The 17,719-nt window shown below is 65.0% G+C and carries 14 protein-coding genes; 8 read left to right on the forward strand and 6 right to left on the reverse strand.

What is annotated here, in order from left to right:
* Positions 1–39: 39 nt before the first annotated feature.
* Positions 40–1,101, forward strand: a complete 1,062-nt coding sequence (locus KI609_RS13280) for a MerR family transcriptional regulator (RefSeq protein WP_226443910.1) — start codon at positions 40–42, stop codon at positions 1,099–1,101.
* 76 nt (positions 1,102–1,177) lie between these two features.
* The gene (locus tag KI609_RS13285; protein ID WP_226443911.1) at positions 1,178–2,533 is read left to right on the forward strand and encodes an MFS transporter; all 1,356 of its coding nucleotides are present in this window, start codon (positions 1,178–1,180) and stop codon (positions 2,531–2,533) included.
* Positions 2,534–2,596: 63 nt separating this feature from the next.
* Here KI609_RS13285 and KI609_RS13290 read toward each other — a convergent pair whose 3' ends face one another.
* A complete protein-coding gene (locus tag KI609_RS13290) occupies positions 2,597–3,256 on the reverse strand; it encodes an NAD(P)H-dependent oxidoreductase (RefSeq protein ID WP_226443913.1) in 660 nt (219 codons plus the stop codon).
* Positions 3,257–3,577: 321 nt separating this feature from the next.
* Between KI609_RS13290 and KI609_RS13295 the strand changes: the two genes are divergently transcribed.
* The 5 genes from KI609_RS13295 to KI609_RS13315 all read left to right on the forward strand — a co-directional run bounded on the left by KI609_RS13295 (position 3,578) and on the right by KI609_RS13315 (position 9,867).
* Entirely contained in the window at positions 3,578–5,770 is a 2,193-nt protein-coding gene (locus tag KI609_RS13295; RefSeq protein ID WP_226443915.1) for a PAS domain-containing sensor histidine kinase, read from the forward strand.
* Positions 5,767–6,426, forward strand: a complete 660-nt coding sequence (locus KI609_RS13300; RefSeq protein WP_226443917.1) for an RluA family pseudouridine synthase — start codon at positions 5,767–5,769, stop codon at positions 6,424–6,426. The genes KI609_RS13295 and KI609_RS13300 overlap by 4 nt, the downstream gene beginning before the upstream one ends.
* A gap of 216 nt (positions 6,427–6,642) precedes the next feature.
* Positions 6,643–7,404, forward strand: a complete 762-nt coding sequence (locus KI609_RS13305; RefSeq protein WP_226443919.1) for an SDR family NAD(P)-dependent oxidoreductase — start codon at positions 6,643–6,645, stop codon at positions 7,402–7,404.
* Between the two features lie 93 nt (positions 7,405–7,497).
* Complete coding sequence (bktB, locus tag KI609_RS13310; RefSeq protein ID WP_226443921.1) at positions 7,498–8,682, forward strand: beta-ketothiolase BktB; 1,185 nt, start codon at positions 7,498–7,500, stop codon at positions 8,680–8,682.
* 201 nt (positions 8,683–8,883) lie between these two features.
* Positions 8,884–9,867: a Bug family tripartite tricarboxylate transporter substrate binding protein gene (locus KI609_RS13315; protein ID WP_226443923.1), complete on the forward strand. Its 984-nt coding sequence runs from the start codon at positions 8,884–8,886 to the stop codon at positions 9,865–9,867.
* 197 nt (positions 9,868–10,064) lie between these two features.
* Here the strand turns inward: KI609_RS13315 and KI609_RS13320 are convergent, their stop codons facing one another.
* From KI609_RS13320 to KI609_RS13335, 4 genes are all read right to left on the reverse strand, one after another.
* On the reverse strand, positions 10,065–10,502 hold the full coding sequence (locus KI609_RS13320; RefSeq protein ID WP_226443925.1) for a universal stress protein: 438 nt from the start codon (positions 10,500–10,502) through the stop codon (positions 10,065–10,067).
* A gap of 156 nt (positions 10,503–10,658) precedes the next feature.
* Positions 10,659–11,444: a 2OG-Fe dioxygenase family protein gene (locus KI609_RS13325; RefSeq protein WP_226443927.1), complete on the reverse strand. Its 786-nt coding sequence runs from the start codon at positions 11,442–11,444 to the stop codon at positions 10,659–10,661.
* 106 nt (positions 11,445–11,550) lie between these two features.
* Positions 11,551–12,057, reverse strand: coding sequence for a hypothetical protein (locus KI609_RS13330; protein ID WP_226443929.1), 507 nt, complete (start codon positions 12,055–12,057; stop codon positions 11,551–11,553).
* A 312-nt stretch (positions 12,058–12,369) separates the two neighbouring features.
* A complete protein-coding gene (locus tag KI609_RS13335) occupies positions 12,370–15,267 on the reverse strand; it encodes an EAL domain-containing protein (RefSeq protein ID WP_226443931.1) in 2,898 nt (965 codons plus the stop codon).
* Between the two features lie 189 nt (positions 15,268–15,456).
* Here KI609_RS13335 and KI609_RS13340 point away from each other — a divergent pair, with 189 nt between their 5' ends.
* Positions 15,457–15,831 carry a PilZ domain-containing protein gene (locus tag KI609_RS13340; RefSeq protein WP_226443933.1) on the forward strand — a complete coding sequence of 125 codons (375 nt, stop codon included), beginning with the start codon at positions 15,457–15,459 and terminating at the stop codon, positions 15,829–15,831.
* A 69-nt stretch (positions 15,832–15,900) separates the two neighbouring features.
* On the opposite strand, the gene KI609_RS13345 is transcribed toward KI609_RS13340, so the two are convergent.
* Positions 15,901–17,586 carry a long-chain fatty acid--CoA ligase gene (locus tag KI609_RS13345; RefSeq protein ID WP_226443935.1) on the reverse strand — a complete coding sequence of 562 codons (1,686 nt, stop codon included), beginning with the start codon at positions 17,584–17,586 and terminating at the stop codon, positions 15,901–15,903.
* Positions 17,587–17,719: the final 133 nt, after the last annotated feature.

A 17,719-nucleotide genomic window follows, 5' to 3' on the forward strand; every position in this document is an offset into this window, starting at 1 on the left:
TCGTTCAGGGGGAATGCAAGATGCATCGTGGGATCGCTCGTGTTGCTGAAGGTTGGTGATCTCGCGCGGCGCACCGGCCTGACGGTGCGCACGCTGCACCACTATGACGAGGTTGGCCTGCTCAAGCCTTCGGGCCGGTCCGAGGCGGGCTATCGCCTGTACAGCCAGGCCGACGTGCAGCGGCTGCACGGCATCCAGACCATGCGCCAGATGGGCCTGGCGCTCAGTGACATCGGGGAGCTGCTGGCGGGCGAAGGCATGGCCCCCGAGCGCATCATCGGGCAGCAGATCCGCTCGCTCGATCAGCAGATCGCACAGGCCACGGAACTGCGCGGGCGCCTGACCATGCTGCGGGACGGCCTGATGGCCGGCGCCGATCCTGACATGGGCAACTGGCTGGAGGCTCTGGCGTTGATGACGACCTACGGCAAGTACTTCAGCTCGGCCGAACTCAAGCACATCTTTCAGAACTGGAACCTCATCGAGGCCGACTGGCTGGCAGTCAAGGACCTGGTGCAAAGCGCCATGGACCGCCAACTGGCGCCCGACACGCCCGAGGTGCAGGCGCTGGCCTACCGCTGGATGGCGCTCATGCTGCACTGGATGAAAGGCGACCTCGACATGCTGGAGCGCTGGGGCCACATGTTCCGCACCGAGCCCAGCACCCAGGGGCGCAACCATGCACCGCATGGCGACATGATCGAGTACATCGAAACGGCCATCAAGCTGCGCATGGCACTGCTTGAAAAGTACCTGACCCGTGACGACCTGCGCACGCTGGGCCATGTGCCCCATACCGACTGGGCGACGCTGGAGCGGGACGTTCAACAGCTTATGACGCGGGCCCTTGCGCCCCACCACCCCGATGCGATGGCCGCCGCATTGCGCTGGAACACGCTGTTTGATGCATTGGCCCGCCAGAGCCCCCAGCTGCGCCAAAAACTGCTCACGGCCTCCGCCAACGAACCGCTGCTGCAGGCGGGCTCGCCCCTGAGTGCGCCCGTGCGTGCCTATCTGCAAGCCGCACTGGCGCACATCGAGCCAGCGACAACGGCATCCGCAGCCACGGCACCGCCGCCGCCGCCGCCGCCAACACAGTGACCCAGAATTTCTGAAAAGTGCTTGACCCTCACGCAACGTGAGGCTGCACAGTCGGCCCCCTGGAATGGATCGACACATGACTACTGACACTGCATCACCCCACAAGCCACAGCCTCCCCGCCCTGGCCCTTCTCACGACCCGCGCGCGGCGCTGTTCAAAGACCACAACTTCCGCTGGATGACGGGCGGCTCCCTGCTGTCCATGCTGGGCGACCAGTTCACGCTGATTGCCCTGCCCTGGCTGGTGCTGCAGATGACGGGCGACACCCTGGTGCTGGGCACCGTGCTGGCCCTCATCAGCGTGCCGCGCGCGCTGTTCATATTGATTGGCGGAGCACTGGTAGACCGCCACTCGCCCAAGCAGGTGCTGATGATCACCAAGTACATCAACCTGGTGCTGCTGGCCGTGCTGGCGGGCTTGGTGCTTGCGGGCACCCTGACGCTGTGGATGGTGTACGCGCTGTCGCTGGGCATTGGGCTGGCCACAGCCTTCAGCATCCCAGCAGCCACGGCCATGATGCCCCATGTGGTGGCGCGCTCGCAATTGCAGGCCGCCAACGGCATCAGCCTGGGGCTGCGGCAGCTGACCATGTTCCTCGGCCCCCTGCTGGCGGGACTGCTGATTGCACTGTTTGGTGCGGGCGACGCGCCCCAAGGAGCTGCCGGTGCACCGGCCCACGCCAATGCCACCGGCATCGGCATCGCTTTTGCGCTCGATGCCCTGAGCTTTGCGGTGTCGGCCTGGACACTGTCCAAGGTGCAGCCCCATGCAGGCAATTCGGCACCGGCAGCCGCACCCCAGGCGGTGCTGGCATCGGTGGCGCAGGGCCTGGTTCACTTCTGGCGCGATGGCGAGCTGCGCACCTGCTTTCTCTACTGGAGCGCGATTGCCCTGTTCATCATGGGGCCCATCCACATTGCCATCCCGGTGTTGGCCAGCAGCACGCCAGCGCTGGGCGCGGCCGCTTTCGGCATCATGCTGGGCGCCCACGGTGCGGGTACGCTGCTGGGCATGGTGGTGTCGGGCACGGTGCCACGGCTGCGTCTTGGCAGCCTGGGCATGACCATCCTGGCGTTCGACACTATCATCGGTGTGCTGTTCATGCCCATGGGCATGATCACCGCCGTCTGGCAGGGCGCGACGTTGATGCTGGTCATCGGCCTGCTGGGTGGCTTCATGCAGGTGAGTGTGTTCACTTGGATCCAGCAACGTGTACCGCCTGCCCTGCTGGGCCGCGCGATGAGCCTGTTCATGTTCATCTTCATGGGCCTAGCGCCAATCTCTGCGGCGGTGACGGGCTGGGTGATGAAAAGCATCACGCTGCCTCAACTGTTTGCGACCAGTGGCGGCACGCTGGTGGTGCTCACCACACTGGCTTTGGTGCTGACGCCGATGCGCCGCGTAACGGATGCTGCCCCGGCCACGCGCTGATGCTGCACACGCAAAAAAGGCCGGGCAGCTGCCCGGCCTTTTAGATGTCTGAAAGCGAACGGCTCAGACTTCGGTCACGAACTGTTCGCGCGGGCGGCGTACTTTCTTCAGGTTCACCAGCCAGTCGCCTTCGTCGGCACGGTAACCCAGCGGCATGATGGCGACGCTGCGCAGACCCTTGGCGCGCAGACCCAGGATGTCATCGAGGGCATTGGCGTCAAAGCCCTCCATGGGTGTGGAATCCACTTGCTCAAAAGCCGCAGCGACTAGGGCAGCGCTCATGCCGATGTAGGCCTGGCGTGCGGCGTGCTGAAAGTTCACTTCGGCATCGCGCTGCGGGTATGTGCCCAGCAGCATCTGGCGATAGTTTTCCCAGCCTTCGTTCTTGAAGCCGCGCTGCTCATTGGTCAAATCGAACATCATGTTGATGCGCTCGACGGTGTAGTTGTCCCACGCGGCAAACACCAGCAGGTGCGAGCCGTCGGTGATCTGCGCCTGGTTCCATGCGATGGGCTGGATCTTGGCGCGCACGGCGGCGTCGGTGACCATAAAAATCTCAAACGGCTGCAAGCCGCTGGACGTAGGCGCCAGGCGTGCCGCTTCGAGAATGCGCTCCACCTTCTCTTGCGGCACCTTCTTGGCAGGGTTCATCTTCTTGGCGGCATAACGCCATTGCAATTGGTTCAGCAGCGGTTGGGAGCCTGCGGTATCGATAGAGGTCATGGTGGAATGCCGTATTCAGAAAAAGGGGGTTCTATGTGCCGGCCCCGGTTGTCAAGGTGCCGTGTAGGTAATGTAGGCAAGCACCTGGCACTTTGTAAGGCATGGCGGGGAAAAGCACTGTTCCCATTTCACGAACAATAGGCCATCGATCAGCCAAAAATCGCCTCAAAACGTGCATATGCAGGCATTCGTCACGCCCGCCATCCGCGTGAGCAAAGGCCTGCGGGGCGTACACTTCGGCGCTGTGTTCTGGCAACCCACAGCACGGTACGGCACGCCGCCTTGGTGCGCAGGTTTCTATGTGGACAGTGCTGCATTCCCATGAGTGAACCCGATCTTTCTTTTCTGGACCCATCGGGTCGCATGCCCGCCCGCCCGGGTGGATCAGCGGTCAAAACCGCCCCACGCTCCCCACCGGCGCCCGCCTTGACGGGCACCCCGGTCGATGACCTGGTAGCCGAACTGCGCGCTTACCAGGCCGAGCTGGAAAGCCAGAACAAGGTGCTGCGCTACAGCCAGACCGTGGCCGAAAGCGCGTATGAACGCTTCGAAACCCTGTTTGCCAGCGTGCCTCTGGCCCTCATGGTGGTGGACGAGCACGACATGGTGGTGCAGGCCAACTCGATGGCCCACCGCTCCTTTCAGCCCACGGAGCGCGACCGCCCCCTTTCGGCCTTGATGCCGTTTGTGGGCGCGCAGGACACACGGCGCGTGCGCGAGGCGTTTGTGCAAGCCGAAAACCTGGGGCACAGCGAAGTCAAGGAAGTCGTCTTTTCCATCAACGAGCAGACGCGCATCACCGGCGATCTGCACATCGCGCGCATCGAGGCCCCCCAGGATGGCGGGCCGCCGTTGCCGCAATTCCTGTGCGTGTTGATCGACCAGGGCCCGCTGCTGGCCGAGCGCCAGGCACTGCAGCAAAGCGCACGTGCGCTGCTGCAGCGCAACGAGCAGATTTATGCCAGCGAAAAGCGGCTGGAGGCCGTCATCAATTCCGCGCTGGATGCCATTGTCTGCGTGGACCAGCACCAGCGCATCAGTGTGTTCAACCCCACGGCAGCGGCGCTGTTTCAGTGCAGTGCCAGCGATGCCCTGGGCAGCACGCTCGACCGTTTTTTGCCCGATGCGGCGCAGGCACTGGCGTTTGCACAGCTCACCACCCAAGCCATGCTGGGCGAGATGACGGCGCTCACGGCCAGCGGCAAAGAGCTGGCCGTGGAAGTGAGCGTGTCGTTCGAGCGCCATGCCGAAGGCGAAACCACCACGGTGTTTGCGCGCGACCTGACGGGCCGCAAAAAGGCCGAGGCCCACCGCAACGAGCTGGAGGCACAGCTGCGCGAGTCCCACAAGATGCAGGCCGTGGGCACCATGGCCGGTGGCATTGCACACGACTTCAACAACATCCTCGGGGCCATTCTGGGCAACGTGGAGCTGGCCAAGGCCGACAGCCCGCCCGGCTCACCCGTGCTGGAGAGCCTGACCGAAATCGAAAAAGCCGGCCGCCGGGCGCGCGACTTGGTGCGCCAGATCCTCACCTTCAGCCGCAACGAGCCCCCGCGCCGCGCCGCCGTCTCACTGGCCGAAGCAGCGCACGACACCGAGCGCCTGCTGCGTGTCACCCTGCCCCCGGCCATCGAACTGCACATGCAACTGCCAGCCAGCTTGCCCCCGGTGCTGGCCGACGCCACCCAGGTGGAGCAGGCCCTGCTCAACCTGTGCACCAATGCGGTCCATGCCATAGGCACCGAGCGCGGCAGCATCCATGTAGAGGCCTGCACAGTGCAGCCCGACCAGCGCCTGGGAGAGAGGCTGGGTCTGGCGGCGGGCGACTATGTGGCGCTGACCGTGCGCGACAACGGCCCCGGCATGGAGGCAGCCCAGCTCGAACGCATCTTTGAGCCCTTCTTCACCACCAAACCCGTAGGCCAGGGCACGGGCCTGGGCCTGGCGGTGGTGCACGGCGTGATGCGTACCCACGAGGGCGCGGTGGACGTCCACAGCACGCCAGGCCACGGCAGCCGGTTCACGCTGTATTTTCCGGTGGCACCGGCCAGTGCTGCCCAGGTGTTGGTGGAGGCCGCGCCCCCCATGCCCGCAGCCGACACGCCCTCGCCCGTGGCCGACGGCGAGCCCCCTGCACGCAAACCCCATGTGATGTACGTGGATGACGACCAGGCGCTGGTGTTTTTGGTGCAGCGCCTGCTGCGCCGCCGAGGCTACGTGGTCAGCGGCTTCACCGACCCCCACGAGGCCACAGCCGCGCTGCGCGCCGATCCTCACCGCTACGACCTGCTGGTGACCGACTACAACATGCCCGGTTTTTGTGGGGTGGACCTGGTGCGCGAGGCCCGCCTCATCCGCCCCGATCTGCCCGTGGCCCTGGCGTCGGGCTACGTCACGGCAGAGATCGAACAGGCCGCACTTGCTGAGGGCGCACAGGCGTTGATCCACAAGCCCAATGACGTGGAAGAACTTTGCGCCACCGTGCAGCGGCTGGTGTCGGGCCAGGCATGAGTCTGCCCGCTTGCGCCGCCACTGTGGACGCGGCGTATGAGGACGCCGACCTGCTGGTGCTGCAAAAGCCCTCGGGCCTGCTGTGTGTGCCAGGCCGTGGGCCTGACAAGCAGGATTGCCTGAGCGCCCGCGCGCAACAGCGCTGGCCCGATGCGCTCGTCGTGCACCGGCTCGACCAGGCCACCTCGGGGCTGGTTCTCATGGCCCGCCATATCGACGTGCAGCGGCGCCTGGGCCACGCGTTTGCCGAGCGCCAGGTGCACAAGCGCTACCAGGCCGTGGTGCAAGGGCTTGTGGGGGCCTTGGACAACACCTGGAACGACATCGACCTGCCCATCGCGGCCGACTGGGAGCGGCGCCCGCTGCGCGTGATTGACCACACCCTGGGCAAGCCCAGCCTGACGCGCTGGCGGGCCGTGGCGCATGACCTGGTGGCCCAGACCACCCGCGTCGAACTGGAGCCCGTTACTGGCCGTACCCACCAGTTGCGTGTGCACCTGGCGGCCATTGGGCACCCCATTCTGGGCGATGCCCTGTATGCCGACGCCGCAGCGCAAACGAAGGCCCCGCGCCTGCTGCTGCACGCCAGCCACCTGGCCTTCACCCACCCGGTGACAGGGGTGCCCGTGGCGATGGAATGGGTGGCTGTTTTTTAGCAAAATAGGCCTGTAGCGCTTTATAGACAAGCGCTAGCAGCTATTCATTAGATAGCACCACACACAGTGCGCCGCAGTGGGCCGCAGCGCGCCCTTGCGCCACAGCGTCGCAGCCTGGCTGTGGCCAGCCGCGATATCGCCCAGCGCACCATCGAGCAAGTGCCGTGCGTGCCCCCCAAAAATCATGGGCCGCTTGCTACGCAGTACCATGGCGGGATGCCCCAAAACCACCTCTACATCCTCACCGGCGCATCGCGCGGCATGGGGCTGGCCATGGCCCAGCAACTGCTGCGCAGCGGCAACACGCTGGTCTGCATCGCGCGCAGCGCCAACGCAGATCTGACCACAGAAGCCAGGGCCGCTGGCGTCACCATCGAGCAATGGCAGCAAGACCTGTCGCAGGGCGAGCAGGCCGCACACAAACTGCACAGCTGGCTGACAGCCCAAGGCCCCCAGGCCTTTGCCAGTGCCACGCTGATCAACAACGCGGGCATGATCCCGCGCATCACCCCGCTGTCTGACAGCGATGCCGCCGACCTGGCCCAAGCCCTGCGCGTGGGGCTGGAGGCCCCCATGCAGCTCACCGCCGCCTTCCTCTACGCCACGGATGCCTGGACGGTGCCGCGCAAGGTGCTCAACATCTCGTCGGGCCTTGGCCGCCGGGCCATGGCCTCGCAAGCCGCCTACTGCGCCGCGAAAGCGGGCATGGACCATTTCACGCGCTGCGTGGCGCTGGACGAGGCCATCAAGCCCCATGGCGCCAAGCTATGCTCGCTGGCTCCCGGTGTGATCGACACCGACATGCAGGTCCAGCTGCGTGGCGCCGACCCGGCCGCCTTCCCGGACCGCCAGAATTTCGCCAACCTCAAGACGGGTGGCCAGCTCACATCGCCTGCCGACGCCGCTATCCGCGTGCTCGCCTGGCTGGACCGCGCAGACTTCGGCACCCACCCGGTGGCCGATGTGCGCGACGCATAAAGCCTTACCACTCCTGTTTTTATAGCTGCTACCGCTTGATAGACAAGCGCTAGCGGCCAATTTGACCTGAACCTCATCTGAAAGGACCTCCCCATGACCCGTGAAGTCGTCGTCGTCAGCGCAGTGCGCACCGCCATTGGCACCTTTGGCGGCAGCCTCAAGGACGTGCCCCCCACCGAGCTGGGCGCACTGGTCGTGCGCGAATCCCTTGCCCGTGCCAGCGTGGAAGGCAAGGACGTGGGCCATGTGGTGTTCGGCCACGTGGTCAACACCGAGCCCAAGGACATGTACCTGTCGCGCGTGGCCGCCATCAATGGCGGCTGCGGCGAAGGCACGCCTGCTTTCAACGTCAACCGCCTGTGCGGCTCGGGCCTGCAGGCCATCGTCAGCGCCAGCCAGTCCATCCTGCTGGGCGACACCGACGTGGCCATTGGCGGCGGCGCCGAAAACATGAGCCGCGTGCCCTTTGCCAGCCTGAACATGCGCTGGGGCGCCCGCATGGGCGACACCAAGATGGTGGACATGATGATCGGCGCGCTGCACGACCCCTTCCACAACATCCACATGGGTGTGACGGCCGAGAACATCGCCGCCAAGTGGGGCATCACCCGCGAAGACCAGGACAAGCTGGCGGTCGAAAGCCACAACCGCGCCGAGCGCGCCACGCAGACCGGTGTGTTCAAGGACCAGATCGTGCCCGTCACCTTGAAGAGCAAGAAGGGCGACGTGCAATACGCCACCGACGAGCACTTCCGCCCCGGCGCCACGATGGAAGACCTGTCCAAGCTCAAGCCCGTGTTCGTGAAGGAAAACGGCACCGTGACCGCAGGCAATGCCTCGGGCATCAACGACGCTGCCGCCGCCGTGGTGCTGATGGAGGCCGGTGCCGCCAAGGCGCGCGGCGCCAAGCCCCTGGCCCGCCTGGTGGCCTATGCGCACGCGGGCGTGGACCCCAAGTACATGGGCATCGGCCCCGTGCCCGCCACGCAACTGGCGCTCAAAAAAGCGGGCCTCACCGTCAACGACCTCGACGTGATCGAAGCCAACGAGGCCTTTGCCGCCCAGGCCTGCGCGGTGGCCAAGGACCTGGGCCTGGACCCGGCCAAGGTCAACCCCAACGGCTCGGGCATCTCGCTGGGCCACCCCATTGGTGCCACCGGCGCGCTCATCACCGTCAAGGCCATCTACGAGCTGCACCGCATCCAGGGCCGCTACGCGCTGGTGACGATGTGCATCGGCGGCGGCCAGGGCATTGCAGCGATTTTTGAACGCATCTGAGGCATCGCCCAGCGGATGGTGGCGGTGGGGGCAGCGATGGCGCTGCGTCTGCCATCGCCACCGGCGATGCTGCCACCCGCTATTGGCAAGGCAAGCCCTGCGCAGGATCAGCGATCATGCGTAGCTGGCACCAAGACCAACTGAGCGCAGCGCGCCCGCGCAACCGCTTTATCCATTGAACCGACAGAGACAAACCCCACCATGATTCGCACCCTGCTTTCCTTTGCCACACTCGCCTTTGCCGTGGGCGCCACAGCCCATGCCCAAGCGCCAACGCCCGCTGCCGCCTACCCCAACAAACCCGTCCGCCTGATCGTGCCCTTCCCGCCCGGCGGCGGCACCGACATCCTCTCGCGCCTGGTGGCCACCAAACTCACCGAAACCGCCAAATGGACGGTCGTGGTCGACAACAGGGCGGGTGCGGGTGGCACCATCGGCATCACCGAAGCGGTCAAGGCCGCGCCCACGGGCTACGACCTGGTGATGGGCCAGAAGGACAACCTGGTCATCGGCCCCTGGCTCTACAAGAACCTGCCCTGGGATCCCACCAAGGACCTGACCGCCGTGGCCCACGTGGCCTACACGCCCGTGGTCATTGCCACCAGCATCAACTCCAAGTTCAAGACCCTGGCCGATGTGGTGGCCGCAGCCAAGGCCGCGCCCGGCAGCATCACCTATGGCTCCCCCGGCAACGGCACGTCCATCCACCTGGCGGGCGATCTGTTTGAAAAGGCGGCGGGCGTGAAGCTGAGCCATATCCCCTACAAGGGCTCGAACCCCGCTTTGATGGATGCCTTGGCCGGCAACGTGGACCTGCTGGTGTCCTCGCTGCCCTCCGCCATGGGTCAGATCAAGTCCGGCAAGCTGCGCCCCTTGGCCGTGACGTCGGCCAAGCGCAGCTCGTCGCTGCCCGACGTGCCCACCGTGGCTGAATCAGGCTTCAAGAACTTTGACGTCAGCACCTGGTATGGCGTGTTGGCCCCCGCAGGCACCCCGGCGAGCGTGGTCAACACCCTCAACGCCGAGATCAACAAGCTGCTGGCCACCGCCGACATGAAGGCCGCCATCCAGGCCCAGGGCGCAGAGCCACAGGCCATGTCGGCGGCACAGTTCGGCGCGTTGCTCAAGACCGACTACGCCAAGTGGAAGGGCATCGTGGAAGCCTCTGGCGCAAAAATCGAGTAACCCCCCCTGAGGCGCCTGGGGCGCCTTCCCCCGAGGGGGACGCACCCGGTGGCCTGGCTAAGCCAGTTCCACGGGTGCACTGGTTTGAGGCGCGCCTAGTCCACGACAGTGGTGGGTTGCGGGTGATGCGCGGCATCATTGAGACCTGAAATGCAAAACGGCTCCTTTCGGAGCCGTTTGTCATGGAGCAATGGCGCTCAGTCCCTGACCACCAGCACCGGGATATGCACCACACCCAGCACGCGCTGCGTGACGCTGCCCAGCACCAGCTTTTCCAGGCCACGGCGGCCGTGCGAGCCCATCACGATGAGGTCGGCGCCCGTGCTTTCCAGCGCGCGCAAGATGCCGTCGTGCACCGCATGGCCCTCGCCCACCACGACCGTCACCTGCACACCAGCCTCTGCCATCGCCTTCTTGGTGGCGTCGAGTGCTGCATTGGCTTCGGCCGTGGCTGCGCTGATGTACTGCGCCTGGCCATAAGCGAAATCGGCGCCCACACCAGTGAAGGGATACGGGTCGATAACATACACCGCTGTCACGGCGCTGCCGAAGGTCTTGGCAAGGCCTGCGGCCTTGGATACGGCCAGCATCGAGGTCTTGGAGCCGTCGACAGGAACCAGAATGTGTTTGAACATGGTGCTTCTCCTTGGGTTGAATGGTGAGCGGGCTAGTGGCCCGGCTGAACACCAGTGTGAACGTCCACCATACCCGGCATCTTGATCCGTATCAAATCAGGGGCACTCATCCGCCATGGCGACGGGGTCGGCCCAGGCGCCAGAAAGCGGGTTCCGTCAGATATTCGCCGTTGCCGGTGTTGGGCCCATCACCTCAGCGCCCTGGAAGTTGCCGCGCCGGCAGGTCACCACCAGCGTGTCGCGGTAGCCACCGTCGGCCAGCGGCTGAATGGGGGTGGACTCATGGATCATGCGGGCATCATCGAGCAGCAGCAGCGACCACGGCTGCGTGAGCGTGAAACGCTGGCCGCCAGGCCCCGCGGCCTCAAACACACGCGTCTCCCCGCCTTTGACGCCCTCTCGCCCCACCAGGAACACCGCCACCAGATCCACACCATCGCGGTGTGCGCCCTCGGGCGTTGGGCGGCCGATGCCGTCCGTGGTGTCGATGCGGAACTGGTGCGCCTCCACAAACCACGGTGCGGGTGCGTCCGCGCCCGCAAACACGGCGTCGGAGACCCCGGCCAGCGCGGCCAGCAGCCGCTGCCACACCGGCTTGACCACCGTGGTGGGCTCCATGGGGGCAAACCAGCGCTCCATGCCACCGTGCAAGGCGTTGTACTCCACGGGCTGCCAGTGAGCGCGGTGAGGCACTTGCCGGGCTTGCCCATCCTGCACCACAAAACAGGCGTGGCGCCGGCGGCGATAGCGGCCACCGTCTTTCAAGAAATCATCGGGCGGCAGCGTCGCCCAGTCGCCATTGAGGCCCATTAACTCTGACAGATCACAACCCACCCATTGGGCCACGGCCGCCGGAGAAAGCACGGCATAACCGCCCTGGCGCAGCTGGCTGACAACATCGGAAGGGGTGGTGAACGGAGGGGAAAAGGTGACTTGGGCCATAGGGGCTCAAGCTTAACCGCAGGCGCTGGGCCGCCTGCGGTGATGGCGCATTGCCAACGAACGCCCACCGGCGTTCGTCAAAGAGGGCGTGGCGCGCAGGCCCCGCTCAATCCCGGTGGCCGTGGCCCTTGCCACGCCCTTCACCGCGGTCATCACCTCGGCCATGTCCACGCCCGTTGTAACGGTCGTGTTTGCCGCCGCCGTGGCGGCGGTCATCGTCCCAGCGGCGGTCATCACGCCCGCGTGGGCCCGGGTATGGGTTGCCGCGCCGTGGTGGCGGCTCCTGCACAAAGTACACGGGCTGATTGCAGGCGTTGTAACGGGCGCAGTGCTTGCCCCAGTTCTTGGCGTGGCCTGGCGGCACATACAGGTAGATGGGCGCACGAGGCACCATGACAGCCGGGCGCTGGATGATGACGGGCTCGGCATAGATCAGCGGCGGCGGTGGCGCATTGCCGATATTGATGCGGCCATACACGCCGGGCGCCAGCTCGCCCCCCACCGTGGCATTGACATAGGCTTGTGCATGGGCACCGCCAGCGGCAGCGAGCAGCAGGGCAGCAGCGGCTCCGGAAACAAGAAGGCGGATCGTGGTGATGGTGGTGTTTTTCATGGGGGACTCCAGATGACTGGCTCGCCGAAGGCTCGAGCGGTGTGGATCAGTGTGCCAGCCTGTATTTGTAACAAAGGCTGCTGTACCTTAGCCCAGGAAGTGCAGAAAAGATGTCAGCCAATGGCGACAGATACTACCGCGCCTTGGGCGCAACCAATCTGTGAAATTCTGTAAGCCAAAACAGCCTGTAACGCTTGATATGCAAGCGCCTTCCGCTATCACAATGAAAGCAAACTCAGCATCCAATGCAACGGGGCTTTTTTCAGGCAAGACCTTTTGCTTTGAACCGATTGCTTTGAACCGGTGGTGAGATCAAGGCACGGGCACCGGGGCCACCGACGCACGCAATGCGGCAGCGGGGCCAGGGCGCCCAAAAAGGTAGCCCTGCCAGGTGTGGCAACCCAGGCTGGCCAACATGTCGCGCTGCTCCACGGTTTCCACACCTTCGGCGATCACGCTCAGGTCCATGCTCTGCGCCAGCGTCACGATGGTGCGGGCAATGCTGGCGTCATTGGCGTCGGTGAGCAGGTCGCGCACAAAACCCTGGTCGATCTTGAGCTGGTCCAGCGGCAGCCGCTTGAGGTAACTCAGGCTGGAATAGCCGGTGCCAAAGTCATCGAGCGCAAAGCCCAGGCCCGCCGCACGCAGCGTGGCCATGCGTTCGATGGTGTCTTCGACATCGTCAAGCAGCAGGGTTTCCGTCAGCTCCAGCTTCAGGCGATGGGGGTTGGCCCCCGTTTCCTCCAGCACGCCCAACACCTCGTTCACAAAATGGCTGTGGCGGAACTGGCGCGCGCTCACGTTCACGGCCAGCGTCCAGTGCGCCGTCAGCGGGTCACGCGCCCAGTCCACGAGTTGTAGACACGCCGTGCGCAGAATCCACGCGCCCAGCGGAACAATAAGACCCGAGGCCTCGGCTACCGGAATGAATTCGGCCGGCGACACCAGCCCACGCTGCGGGTGCTGCCAACGCACCAGGGCTTCGGCGCCCACCATGCCGTGGTGCTGGCTGATCTGGGCCTGGTAGTGCAGCAGGAACTGGCCGTCGCGCAATCCCTCGCGCAAACCGGCCTCCAGCAGCGTGCGCGCCGTGACGTTGGCCTGCGTGCGCGGATCGAAGAACCGCAAGGTGTTTCGCCCAGCCCCCTTGGCCTGGTACATGGCCATATCGCCGTGCTTGAGCAACTCGTCCACAGAACCTTGCGCATCGGCATAGAGCGCAATGCCGATGCTGCAGGCGCTGTGGTGCACACGGCCATCGAGCTGGTAGCTCTGGCTCAGTGCCTGCAGCACCGTGCGCGCCACCGTCTCCGCCTGGGCGGCCGCTTCGTGCGGGTGCGGACTCAGCCCTTCCAGCAGCACGACAAACTCGTCCCCACCCAGGCGCGCCACCGTATCGCCCATGCGAACGCAGCCCTCCAGGCGGGACGCTACCTGGCGCAGAAGCTGGTCGCCCAGCTCATGGCCCTGGGTGTCGTTGAGGTCCTTGAAGTTATCCAGGTCCACAAACAGCAATGCGCCCCCGCAACCAGAGCGCGCGGTGGCCACCATGCCGTGCTTCAGACGGTCGGTCATGAGGCGGCGGTTGGGCAAACCCGTGAGCGGGTCGTAGAACGCCAGCAACCGGATCTCTTCCTCGGCGGCCTTGCGGCTGGAGATATCGGTCTGCGTGCCCACATAGTGCGTGATGTCGCCCTGGGGCGAACGCACGGCGGTGATCGTGATCCAGGCCGGATACTCCGAACCATTCTTGCGCCGGTTCCACACCTCACCCTGCCACATGCCCGTGGTGCGCAGTGCGCTTTTTATGCTGGCGTAGAAGGCGGCATCCTGCCGCCCCGACTGCAGCAAGCGGGGGGTCTGCCCCACGAGCTCCTCCACGGCATATCCCGTAAGGCGCGCATAGGCCTGGTTGGCCTTGAGGATGCGCTGGTCGGGGCCCGTGACGATCATGCCCTCGAACGACTCGAACACGATGGCGGCAATCTGCAGTGACTCTTCGGCCTTGCGGCGCTCGGTGATATCGGTGGAAATACCGCAGAGCGCATGGATGCTGCCGTCGGCCTGGCGCAACGGGATCTTGATGGACCAGAAAACCCGGGGCTCGCTGTCGGCCCGGGAGGTATTCACCTCCTCGGCTTCGAGGGTCTCGCCGTCTTCGAGCACGCGGCGGTCGTTGGCGCGCAACTGCGCGACCGTGGCCGCATCAAAAAAGAACGTGTCGTCATGCCCCACCACCTCCTGGGCCGACTTGCCGAAGAGCTTGAGCGTGTGGTGATTGGCGTACTGGTAACGGTAGTCCTTGCCCTTGATGTAGATGAACGCGCCCACGCTGTCCAAAATGGTGGCCAGCTTCTGTTCACTGTCTTTGAGGTGGCGCGTGCGCGCCTGCACCTGCCGGCGCAGAAACACCACCGTCAGCGCGGCCAACAGGCTGAACACCAGCAACCCGCCCAAGCTCCACCAAAGCAGTGGCGAGATCCGCCCCCCCGGGTCCTGCGCACCCCAGCGCCGCAAGACCTCGCTGTAGGCAGGATCAGCCCCGCTGCGCCAGTCCTGTACCGACCGGTCAATAGCCGCCAGCACATCGGCATTGCGCTGCGGGCCGGTCGCAAAAAACAGCGCAGCAGGCTGAAAGACGATGCCGGAATCCAGCACCCCATACCGGGCCGAATGGAAATTGCCAAACAGGTGGTTGGAGATGACCGCATCGGCATCGCCCCGCTGCACCATCACAAAGGCATCCACGAGACTGGCGGCATCCACCAGCGAAACCTGGATGCCAAAACTGTCCATCATGCTGGCGAACGTGGCGCGCTGCACCGACCCCCTGAGCACCGCCACCCGCCTGCCCTGCAAGTCAAACAGCGAATGAATCGCGCTGCCCGGCGCGCGATAGATCTGTGACCAACTGTGCAGCACCGGCAGGGTATGGAAGTCGTACAGCGCTTCACGCTCTGGCGAGCGGGCCACGTCGGGCATCAGATCAAGCTCCCCGGCACGCAGCGCGTCCAGGCAGTCCTGCCAGTCGCAGGGCACGAATTTCAGCGTCCACTGCTCACGCGTTGCCACCAGCTGCAGCAGGTCCACAAAAATGCCGGAGGCCTTGCCACCGGCATCGGCAAACACCTTGGGTTCGTTGGAGTAGACCCCCACCCGCAACTCACGGGGCGCGGCAGACACGCTGGCGCAGGCCCACAGCAGGGGCAAGACCGCGACCCAACGCAGCCAGCCAACCCATCGGCGCCTGAACCGATACACGCGTGAACCCACAGCCTGCCTCCCCACACAGCGGAAAGCCCATGTTACCGAAAGCCTGCAAAAACCTCCAAAGACAATCTGCCATGGCGGGCGTTGGAGTAGCATGTGCCAACCCCACGCTTGGCCCAGGAGACAGCGATGCCCCATGAACGCCGCCACTTCGTTCGCGTCAGTTTTGATGCGCCGGCCCTGCTGACCACCTCCAACGACGCATTCAGCGTGCATGTGCTGGACCTTTCGCTAAAGGGAGCACTCATCATGGCCCCCCCTGAGGCTGCGCTGGAAGCGGGCATGCTGTGCCAGATCACCATTCCCCTGGCCGAAACCGGCAACCACATCGCCATGTCCACCGAAGTGGCGCATGTGCAAGGTCTGCACACTGGCCTTCTGTGTCGTGGCATCGATCTGGACAGCGTGACCCATCTGCGCAAACTGATCGAGCTGCAACTGGGTGACCCCGCCTTGCTGGAGCGCGATCTGGGCGAGCTGACGACAGCCGCCTCATCCCACTGAGTCCCCTGATTCCCCAGCAAAAAGGGCTGCTACAGGCAGCCCTTTTTTGGTCTTGGTAGAGCAGGCCGTTTATTGCGCTTCTTGCTCCTGCAGCGCACGCCACATCACCTTGCCACTGCCGCTCTTGGGCAACGCCGTCACCAGCTGCACGATGCGCGGCACCTTGTACACCGCCATGTTTTCGCGGCACCAGTCGATGATCTGCTGCTCGGTGGTGTCCTGGTGTGTGGCACGCAACACCACCACGGCCTTCACGGTCTCGCCCCGGTAGCTGTCCTTGGCGGCGATGACGCAGGCCTCCTGGATGGCGGGGTGGCGGAACATCAGCGCCTCGACCTCCGCCGGCCAGACCTTGAAGCCACTGGCGTTGATCATGCGCTTGAGCCGGTCCGTCAAGAAGAAGTAGCCGTCTTCATCCATGCGCCCCAGGTCACCCGAGCGGAAGAAACGTTTGCCCTCGAAATCGATGAACGCCGCTTCGGTGGCGTCTGGCCGCTTCCAATACCCTTCGAACACCTCGGGGCCATGGATGATGATCTCGCCCTGCTCGCCCACGGGCACCTCCTGCAGCGTGTCAGGGTCGATCACGCGGGCATCGGTGCCCATGAAGGGAATGCCCAGGCATTGCTGCTTGGGATGATCGGGTGGGTTGGAATGCGACGGCGCCGCCGTCTCCGTGAGCCCATAGCCTTCGGCATAGCGCAGGCCATACTGCTCCAGCAGGCGCTGTGCAACGGCCTGGGGCATGGCTGCACCGCCACCGCCGATGTAGGCCAGGCTGGAGAGGTCGTAGTTCGCAAAATGGGGGCTGCCCAGCAGGTCGATGATCATGGTGGGAATGTTCGTCCAGGTCGTGACCTGGTAGCGCGAAATCAGGCGCCCCGCCAGGTCACGGTCCCATCGCGGCATGATCACCAGCGTGGCGCCGCTGTAGATCGCCGTGTGCATCACGCTCACCATGCCCGTGATGTGGAACATGGGCACCACCGCCAGCGTCACGTTGTCGGCCGAGCCATTGCCCCACAGGCAGCCCGACACCGCGTTGTGCATGATGCTTTTGTGCAGGTGCATGCAGCCCTTTGGTAAGCCGGTGGTACCGCTGGTGTAAGGCAACAACGCCAGGTCGTCGGGCCCCACAGCCAGCGCGGGGGGCATGTCGGAGCAGGCCACCGCATCCGTCCAGGCATAGGTGCGCCCCCCCTCCAATGCCGGCAACGGATGCCGGGTGCTCAGCCATTCCATCCAGGCCTCGGGCGGAGCATCAGCGCCTGTTACGCCGGGATCAAAAGCGTCGGTGAACTGGGTCACCACCAGATGGGCCAGACGCTCGCCAAGCGGCAGCGCGTTGCTGGCCTTGGCCATTTCGGGCGCCAGATCAGCGGTGGTGAAGGCCACCTTGGTGTCCGGGTCGGTGACGTAGTGCTTGAGCTCCTCGGCCCGGTTCATGGGGTTGACCGGCACCACCACCGCGTTGGCGCGCAGGATGGCGAAATGCGCCATCACCAGTTGGGGGCAGTTCTGCATGCACAGCACCACGCGGTCGCCGCGCTTCACCCCCAACTGCACCAGGCGCGCAGCCAAGCGCTCTGCCCCTTCAGCCAGTTCCTGATAGCTCACCGAACGGCCAAAGAACACCAGCGCCGCCTTGTCGGGGTAACGGCGGGCACTGATGGCCAGGTTGTCCCACAGCGAGGTGGCAGGCAGGGTGATGGCATGGGGCAGACGGCGGGGCCAGAACTTGAAGTGAGGGCGCATGGATGAGATTCCTTTACCCCGCAGCCTAGAGGCCATGCATCGGCATGGCATTGGGGATGCCACTGATGCCGGGTCGCGCAGGTGACGCGAAAGCAAGGCGAAGGTCCCGGCATCTGGTTGCAAGGCACTCGGA

Origin of the sequence: Acidovorax radicis (assembly GCF_020510705.1) — a bacterium.
Taxonomy (GTDB): domain Bacteria; phylum Pseudomonadota; class Gammaproteobacteria; order Burkholderiales; family Burkholderiaceae_C; genus Acidovorax; species Acidovorax radicis_A.